Annotated in this window: 8 protein-coding genes; 6 read left to right on the top strand and 2 right to left on the bottom strand. The window is 68.3% G+C overall.

Features of this window, described 5'->3' with window-relative positions; translation table 11 throughout:
* Window positions 1-42: 42 nt before the first annotated feature.
* A complete protein-coding gene (locus tag WAX14_RS09510) occupies window positions 43-675 on the bottom strand; it encodes a hypothetical protein (protein WP_422627839.1) in 633 nt (210 codons plus the stop codon).
* Between the two features lie 289 nt (window positions 676-964).
* Here WAX14_RS09510 and carD point away from each other — a divergent pair, with 289 nt between their 5' ends.
* From carD to rlmB, 5 genes are read left to right on the top strand one after another with little or no spacing between them, the layout of a single operon-like run.
* Window positions 965-1,453 (top strand): RNA polymerase-binding transcription factor CarD, encoded by a 489-nt coding sequence (gene carD / locus WAX14_RS09505; RefSeq protein WP_006550486.1) that lies wholly within the window; start codon window positions 965-967, stop codon window positions 1,451-1,453.
* Between the two features lie 33 nt (window positions 1,454-1,486).
* Window positions 1,487-2,212 carry a 2-C-methyl-D-erythritol 4-phosphate cytidylyltransferase gene (ispD, locus tag WAX14_RS09500; RefSeq protein WP_422627838.1) on the top strand — a complete coding sequence of 242 codons (726 nt, stop codon included), beginning with the start codon at window positions 1,487-1,489 and terminating at the stop codon, window positions 2,210-2,212.
* A 4-nt stretch (window positions 2,213-2,216) separates the two neighbouring features.
* Window positions 2,217-2,693, top strand: a complete 477-nt coding sequence (gene ispF, locus WAX14_RS09495) for a 2-C-methyl-D-erythritol 2,4-cyclodiphosphate synthase (RefSeq protein WP_422627837.1) — start codon at window positions 2,217-2,219, stop codon at window positions 2,691-2,693.
* 11 nt (window positions 2,694-2,704) lie between these two features.
* Window positions 2,705-4,099, top strand: a complete 1,395-nt coding sequence (gene cysS, locus WAX14_RS09490; protein ID WP_422627836.1) for a cysteine--tRNA ligase — start codon at window positions 2,705-2,707, stop codon at window positions 4,097-4,099.
* Window positions 4,099-5,073 (top strand): 23S rRNA (guanosine(2251)-2'-O)-methyltransferase RlmB, encoded by a 975-nt coding sequence (gene rlmB / locus WAX14_RS09485; protein WP_422627835.1) that lies wholly within the window; start codon window positions 4,099-4,101, stop codon window positions 5,071-5,073. The genes cysS and rlmB overlap by 1 nt, the downstream gene beginning before the upstream one ends.
* A 45-nt stretch (window positions 5,074-5,118) precedes the next feature.
* On the opposite strand, the gene WAX14_RS09480 is transcribed toward rlmB, so the two are convergent.
* Window positions 5,119-5,982 carry a biotin-dependent carboxyltransferase family protein gene (locus tag WAX14_RS09480; protein WP_422627834.1) on the bottom strand — a complete coding sequence of 288 codons (864 nt, stop codon included), beginning with the start codon at window positions 5,980-5,982 and terminating at the stop codon, window positions 5,119-5,121.
* Window positions 5,983-6,063: 81 nt separating this feature from the next.
* On the opposite strand from WAX14_RS09480, the gene WAX14_RS09475 reads away from it, so the two are divergent.
* Entirely contained in the window at window positions 6,064-7,065 is a 1,002-nt protein-coding gene (locus tag WAX14_RS09475; protein WP_422627833.1) for a hypothetical protein, read from the top strand.
* The last annotated feature ends 173 nt before the right edge of the window (window positions 7,066-7,238 follow it).

Raw genomic sequence — 7,238 nt, 5'->3', positions numbered from 1 at the left:
CCCCCGCGCCGGTTGCAGAGAAGTTCCGGAGGCAGAGACGCCTCAGTGACCCTCGCCGACCACCGGAGACTTGTCGGACTCGTGCCGCTCGAGCACCGGACCCGCATCGACAGGAACGCTGATGGTCACGTCTCCGGCCTCGGCGAAGGTGAAGGTGACCGGGATGGTCAATCCGGGACGGACACCCTCCTTCAGGCCGGTCAATTCGACGGAGACGGGAGCGGAAGTGTCGGGTTCTTCCTCGTCACCGGCCGGCTTCGGGGCCTCGTCGACGACGAGTGCCTCGGCGTCTGCGGCTTCGGCCGGGGGCAGACCTGCGACGACGGAACCGCCCGGGGGGATCGTGAGGGCAGCGGCACCGGTCGCCGAGGCCGCGAAATCGGTGGAGATGCCGGTCAGCGTGTCCGCGGTGTAGGGATCGAGATTCACGATGCTGAAGCCGAGGGCTGCCGTGCCGCCGGGCTCGAGGGAGTACTCCTCGGAGTCCGGGTAGATCACGTGCACGTTGCGCAGCGCGATCGGGCCGACATTGCCTTCGTTGCCGTTGACGGCCGCAACCTGGGTGGCGGTCTGGCTGATCTGGCCGGCGCCGCATGCGGACAGCGTGAGCGCTGCCCCCGCGGCGAGGGCGAGGGCGGTCGCGACTCGACGAGTCGGCGCATTCGGAGCAGTCACGGGTTGTCCTCCACTCGAGTAAGGCTCGCAATCCACTAGGCAGAGTAGTAGTTGTCGGCGGCGCAGTCTTCCCCGGGGGCGTTCTCGCGCACACGAGTGGGGCGGCGACGCGCGCGCGTGCTGTTGCGGAACATGATATCGGCGCAGTGTGAGCGAAGTCACCGGATGCACGTAACTGGTTGCGTGTCAAGCCCTACGTGCACGTTTCGACGCCCCTGACCTGCGCCGTTGATGAGGGCCGCGTGTGACCGCGTGATAAACTCGAAGAATCGAAAGGGGCACGGGACACATGATTTTCAAGGTCGGAGACACCGTCGTATACCCCCATCACGGTGCGGCGCTGATCGAAGCTATCGAAACACGCACCATCAAGGGTGAGCAGAAGGAATATCTGGTTCTGAAAGTCGCGCAGGGCGACCTGACTGTACGGGTACCTGCGGAAAACGCGGAATACGTCGGTGTTCGCGACGTTGTCGGGCAGGAGGGTCTCGACAAGGTCTTCCAGGTTCTGCGCGCACCGCACACGGAAGAGCCGACCAACTGGTCGCGTCGATACAAGGCCAACCTCGAGAAGCTTGCTTCCGGAGACGTGAACAAGGTCGCGGAGGTCGTGCGCGACCTGTGGCGTCGTGAGCAGGACCGCGGACTTTCCGCAGGTGAGAAGCGCATGCTCGCCAAGGCGCGGCAGATCCTCGTCGGCGAACTCGCGCTCGCCGAGGGAACGGACGACGTCAAGGCGGAGACGATGCTCGATGAGGTGCTCGCTGCAGCGTCCTAGCAGCGGGCTACAGCGACCATCGAAAAACAGCAGTTGAACGATCGCAGCGGGCCGGTCGTCGGAATCATTCCGGCGGCCGGCCGCGGTGTACGTCTGGGCGAATCGCGCCCCAAAGCGTTCGTCGAACTCGGCGGACGCACGATGCTCGACCGTGCCGCGCGCACCATGATCGAGTCCGGCGCGGTCGACCGCGTCGTGATCGTCGTCCCCCCCGAACTGGCGGGGACCCCCGCCGACGAACTCGTCTGCGGGGTGGCGGCCGGGCGTGTCACGGTGGTCGCCGGTGGTGCGGAACGCACCGACTCGGTGCGGGCAGGTCTCGATGCCGCGGAGGACGCGAGATTCGTGCTCGTGCACGACGCGGCGCGGGCGCTGACTCCACCGAATCTGTGTGCGCGCGTCACCCGTGAGTTGCGCGACGGGCGCGACGCGGTGATTCCTGTCCTGCAGGTCTCCGACACCATCAAGAGCGTCGACGCGGACGGACGGGTCACGGGAACGCCGGATCGGTCCTCACTGCGCGCGGTGCAGACACCGCAGGGCTTCGACGCCGTGCTGTTGCGCCGAGCGAACGACGACGCAGGAGACGCAACCGACGATGCGGGGCTCGTCGAACGGCTCGGCGAGGCCGTGCACACCGTCGCGGGCGACCCCCTCGCCTTCAAGATCACGACGCCGTTGGATCTGGTCCTGGCCCGAGCGCTGCTCGCGGCCGAGACGGGCCCACGGGAATCGGCAGAACGAGAACAGGAGCAATAGCACTGTGCGAGTCGGTATCGGATCCGACGTCCATCCCGTCGAACCGGGGAAGCCGTGCGCGATGGCGGGGCTCCTGTTCGAAGGGGCCGACGGATGCTCGGGACATTCGGACGGTGATGTCGCGGCGCACGCGTTGTGTGATGCGCTGCTCTCCGCGGCAGGTCTCGGCGATCTCGGCGCGGTGTTCGGTACGGACCGGCCGGATATGGCCGGGGCGAGTGGCGCGTCGATGCTCACCGAGGTGCGGCGACTGCTCGACGCGAACGGTTACGCGATCGGGAACGCGGCGGTGCAGGTGATCGGGAACCGGCCGAAGATCGGACCGCGTCGCGACGAGGCGCAGCGCGTCCTGTCCGACCTGCTCGGCGCTCCGGTCTCGGTATCGGCGACCACCACCGACGGGCTCGGTCTCACCGGCCGGGGCGAGGGTGTTGCGGCGATCGCGACTGCTCTGGTCCTGTCGGCCGAATCGGAACGGTAGGATCGCTGGTCGTGACCTTGCGCCTTTTCGACACCGACACGCGGGCCGTGCGGGATTTCGTTCCGCTGGTCCCCGGCCGTGCATCGGTGTACCTGTGTGGCGCGACCGTGCAGGGTGAACCCCATATCGGTCACGTGCGCAGCGGCGTCGCGTTCGACGTACTGCGTCGGTGGCTGTCCGCGCAAGGTTTCGATGTCGCTTTTGTGAGAAATGTCACAGACATCGACGACAAGATTCTCCGCAAGGCAGCCGAGGCCGGCCGCCCCTGGTGGGAATGGAAGTCGACCTACGAACGTGCCTTCACCCACGCCTACGACGCGCTCGGGGTGCTGCCGCCGTCCGTGGAACCCCGCGCGACCGGCCACATCACTCAAATGATCGACCTCATGCAGCGGCTCATCGACGCGGGCCACGCCTACGCCGCCGACGGCAACGTCTACTTCGACGTGCTCAGCTACGCGCAGTACGGCGCGCTGTCGGGGCACAAGCTCGACGACGTCCACCAGGGCGAGAGCGCGGGTTCCGGTAAGCGTGATTCCCGCGACTTCACCATGTGGAAGGCGGAGAAGCCCGGCGAACCGTCCTGGCCGACGCCGTGGGGTCGTGGCAGACCGGGCTGGCACCTCGAATGCTCGGCGATGGCCTGCTACTACCTGGGCGGTACCTTCGACATCCACTGCGGCGGCATGGACCTGGTTTTCCCGCACCACGAGAACGAGATCGCACAGGCCAAGGCTGCAGGCGACGGCTTCGCCCGGTACTGGCTGCACAACGGCTGGGTCACCATGGGTGGCGAGAAGATGTCCAAGTCGCTCGGCAATGTCCTGTCGATCCCGAACGTCCTCACACACGTCCGACCGCAGGAACTGCGGTACTACCTGGGCAGTGCCCACTACCGTTCGATGCTCGAGTACTCCGATGCAGCGCTGCAGGAGGCGGCCGCCGCATATCGCGGACTCGAATCGTTCGTGTACAAGACCCGTGACCGTGCCGGCGACGTCCCGGTCGGAACGTGGACCGAGGCATTCGCCGCGGCCCTCGACGACGACCTGGGGGTACCCAAGGCGCTCGCCGAGATTCACGGCCGGCGCAGCGACGGCAACAAGGCGCTGGACGCGGGCGACCTGGAGACCGCGGTGCAGATCGCAGGTCAGGTCCGCGCGATGCTCGGCATCCTCGGGCTCGACCCGCTCGATTCGCACTGGCAGGAACAGTCCCGCGACGATTCGTCGGCGCTCGCCGCGCTCGACGTGCTCGTCGCCGCCGAACTCGAACGACGTCAGGCGGCGCGCGCAGAGAAGAACTGGGCGGTCGCGGACGGGGTGCGTGACCGCATGGCGAAGGCGGGCATCGAAGTGACCGATACGCCGAACGGACCCGAGTGGTCCTTGAAAGCAGGGCAGTGATGGCTGGCAATTCTCAGCGCCGCGGTGCGATCCGCAAGGGTGGAACCAAGAAGGGGCAGGTCGTCGGGTCCGGTGGCCAGCGTCGCCGAGGCCTCGAGGGGCGCGGTGCGACCCCGAAGGCCGAGGACCGGCCGTACCATGCGGCTGCGCGCCGCGCCCGTGCCGCCGCGAAACAGACCGATTCGCGTACCGGTGGCGGCGGACCGCGCCGCCCGGCCGGCCGGAAGGCCGAGGACGGTCCCGAAATGGTGCTCGGCCGCAACCCGGTCGTCGAGTGTTTGCGTGCCGGTGTGCCCGCGACGGCGCTGTACGTCGCGATCGGAGCCGAATCCGACGAGCGGCTCAAGGAAGCGGTCCAGCGCGCAGCCGAGACCGGGATTTCGATCCTCGAGGTGCAGCGCAGCGAACTCGACCGGCTTTCCGCGAACGGGCTGCACCAGGGCGTCGGACTTCAGGTTCCGGCGTACCGGTATGCGCACCCGGACGATCTGATCGCGTCTGCACGTGACAACCACGAGCGGCCGCTGATCGTGGCGCTCGACAACATCACCGACCCGCGTAATCTCGGCGCTGTCATCCGTTCGGTTGCCGCGTTCGGCGGGCACGGTGTGGTGATCCCGCAGCGTCGTAGTGCTTCGGTGAGTGCCGTCGCGTGGCGCACCAGCGCGGGCGCCGCCGCGCGACTTCCTGTCGCGCGGGCCACGAATCTGACTCGTACGCTGAAAGATTGGCAGTCGAAGGGGGTGCGGGTCGTCGGGCTCGACGCGGGTGGAGACACCAGCCTCGACGATTTCGACGGCACCGATCCCGTGGTGGTCGTCGTCGGTTCCGAAGGCAAGGGCCTGTCCCGTCTCGTGCGCGAGACGTGCGATTCGATTCTGTCGATCCCGATGGCGGGTGACGTCGAGTCGCTCAACGCGTCGGTGGCGGCGGGCGTCGTCCTCGCCGATATCGCGCGTCAGCGCCGCGGGTAGCAGTGAGTCAGCGCCGCGGGTAGCGGTGCGCCGGCGTGTGCGGGGTCACGGTGTGCGCCGGAACTGCACGTGGTGCCCGGGGCGCAACTGGGCAGCGATGTGCACGTCACCGGGTACGACGACCGCGATCACCGGATAGTCGCCGACCGCGGGATGGTCCGCGAGCAGCAGGATCGGATGTCCGTCCCGCGGCACCTGGAGCGCCCCCGCGACCGTCGCCTCGCCCGGGAATCGTTCGCTGCTCGACCGGTGCAGCGGTCCCGGCCCGTGCAGCCGGATGCCGGATCGGTCGAGTTCGGATGTGGCGGACCAGGTTTCACGAAACAACGCCCGGACCGACCCCGCGCTGAACCAATGCTCCTGCGGGCCGGGATGCACCCGCAGTACGGCCGGGTCGGGTGTGCCGACCGGTGGCGGGATCTGGCATTCGACGGGGAGATCGGCAGCGAGTGCACCTGCCAGCAGTCGGTCGCCGATCGCCACCGGCGGCGGACCGGTCCCGGATCGCGTGTCGGTGGCACGGCTGCCGAGTACTTCCGGTACGTCGATGCCACCGCGAACCGCCACGTAGGTGCGCACACCTTCCGACGGTGCGCCGAGCGTCAGAATGTCGCCGTCGCGGAGGTGCAGCATCGCATAATCGCCGTGTGGCCGGCCGTTCACCGTGACGTCGACCCGCGCACCGGTGACCGCGACGATGGTCGACCCGATGCTGCGTACCTCGAGCCCGCCCGCGGTCACCTCGAGGGTCGCGGCAGCCGGATCGTTGCCGACGAGCCGGTTCGCCGCATCGTGAGCGGTACGGTCCACCGCGCCGGATTCGGAAATCCCGGCCGCGGTGTCTCCGGCACGCCCCCGATCCTGAACGGTGGTCAGAGCACCACTACGAACGATCTCGAGCCACGCCATACCCGAATTTTCGCGCACCGGACGTCGGGTGTCCGGGGTTTCTTCCGCATTCCGTTCCGAATCCGCAGCTAGGGTCGGGTGATGACGGATTGGATCGAGGTTCTCGTGGCACTGTCGGCCGGACCGGACCTGCCGTTGTACGGCACGATCCGGGCGGTGCAACCGGCGGATCACACCGAGCAGTTCATGGTCGCGCGGCCCACGATGCTGGTGGCGGTCGGTGACGGGAGCCGAGTGTGGCGCCGCGGTGCGCGCCTGCGCGTCGAACGTGACGACGGAACCCTCGTCCACCTCACCGACGGAACGGACGGGTGGGACTTCACCCGCGACGCGGCGCGGCCCCGGGTCGGGCCCGCGGACCGCGTGCACTATCTGGGCGACAAACAGTTCCTGCTGCATCGCCGCAGCGCATCGGAGTGGGCCGGCGACGACTTCGCGCAACCGACCGGCCCGGTCGAGGAGGTCGACTTCGCAGGCAGGCGGTGCTGGACGGTCGAGTTGGCGCCGCCGCCGCGTAAGCCGTACCCGATGCGCATCTGGGTGGACATCGAGTCCGGGCAGATGCTCGGCTATCGGGTCGAACAGGCCGGTGTGGGAGCGCAGTTCGTCGATCTCGTCGTCGGGGAGGACATCGACGACGAGATGTTCGTCTGGACCGGCCCGGTGCTCACCGCCGACGAGGAACAGCAGCAAAACCGAGACCGCCGCAGTGCGCTCGAGCGTGAGCAGACTGGGTGGTTCCGCAGTGCGGTCACCGATGGACCGATCCGTACCCGGGTGCCGTTGGACTTCACGCCCGACCGGGTGCCGTTCAGCGACCCGGAGACCGGCGCGTTCGACGCGATGAACGACCGCACCATGCTCTCGCGCCGCCCACGCGGCGCCGACGGGTGGGAGCCGCGGTGGGGTGTGCTTTTCTACGTGTGGTCGACACCGGCCTGGGACTGGGCCGCCGGAGCAGTCCACGCGGACGTCGACGACGACGCGATCGAGCACCTGCAACGGTCGCTGCACCCGGGTGAGCAGGTCGATCGGCAACGGCGTATCGACTCCGACCCCCGGCGCCGGGGTGATCGCCGGTAGCGGTGCAATCGGCCACCACTACCGGCCACCACAACCGGCCGCTGCGTCCGGCTACCAATATGCGCGCTAGTGCTCCGTCGTTCACGGCGGAGGTGAAGGCGCGCGCAGGAGGCCCGCCCAGGGCCGAGTGTGCCTAGACGGGACGGTCCTGCTGCTCGATGTACTGCCGCAAC

It is taken from the genome of Rhodococcus sp. (in: high G+C Gram-positive bacteria), assembly GCF_049299235.1.
GTDB lineage: Bacteria > Actinomycetota > Actinomycetes > Mycobacteriales > Mycobacteriaceae > Rhodococcus.
This window is presented reverse-complemented; position numbering and strand designations above follow the sequence as displayed.

Coding starts and splice junctions, on each gene's coding strand:
- carD (WP_006550486.1), top strand. CDS start 965: ATGATTTTCAAGGTCGGAGACACCGTCGTATACCCCCATCACGGTGCG.
- rlmB (WP_422627835.1), top strand. CDS start 4,099: ATGGCTGGCAATTCTCAGCGCCGCGGTGCGATCCGCAAGGGTGGAACC.
- WAX14_RS09480 (WP_422627834.1), bottom strand. CDS start 5,982: ATGGCGTGGCTCGAGATCGTTCGTAGTGGTGCTCTGACCACCGTTCAG.
- WAX14_RS09475 (WP_422627833.1), top strand. CDS start 6,064: ATGACGGATTGGATCGAGGTTCTCGTGGCACTGTCGGCCGGACCGGAC.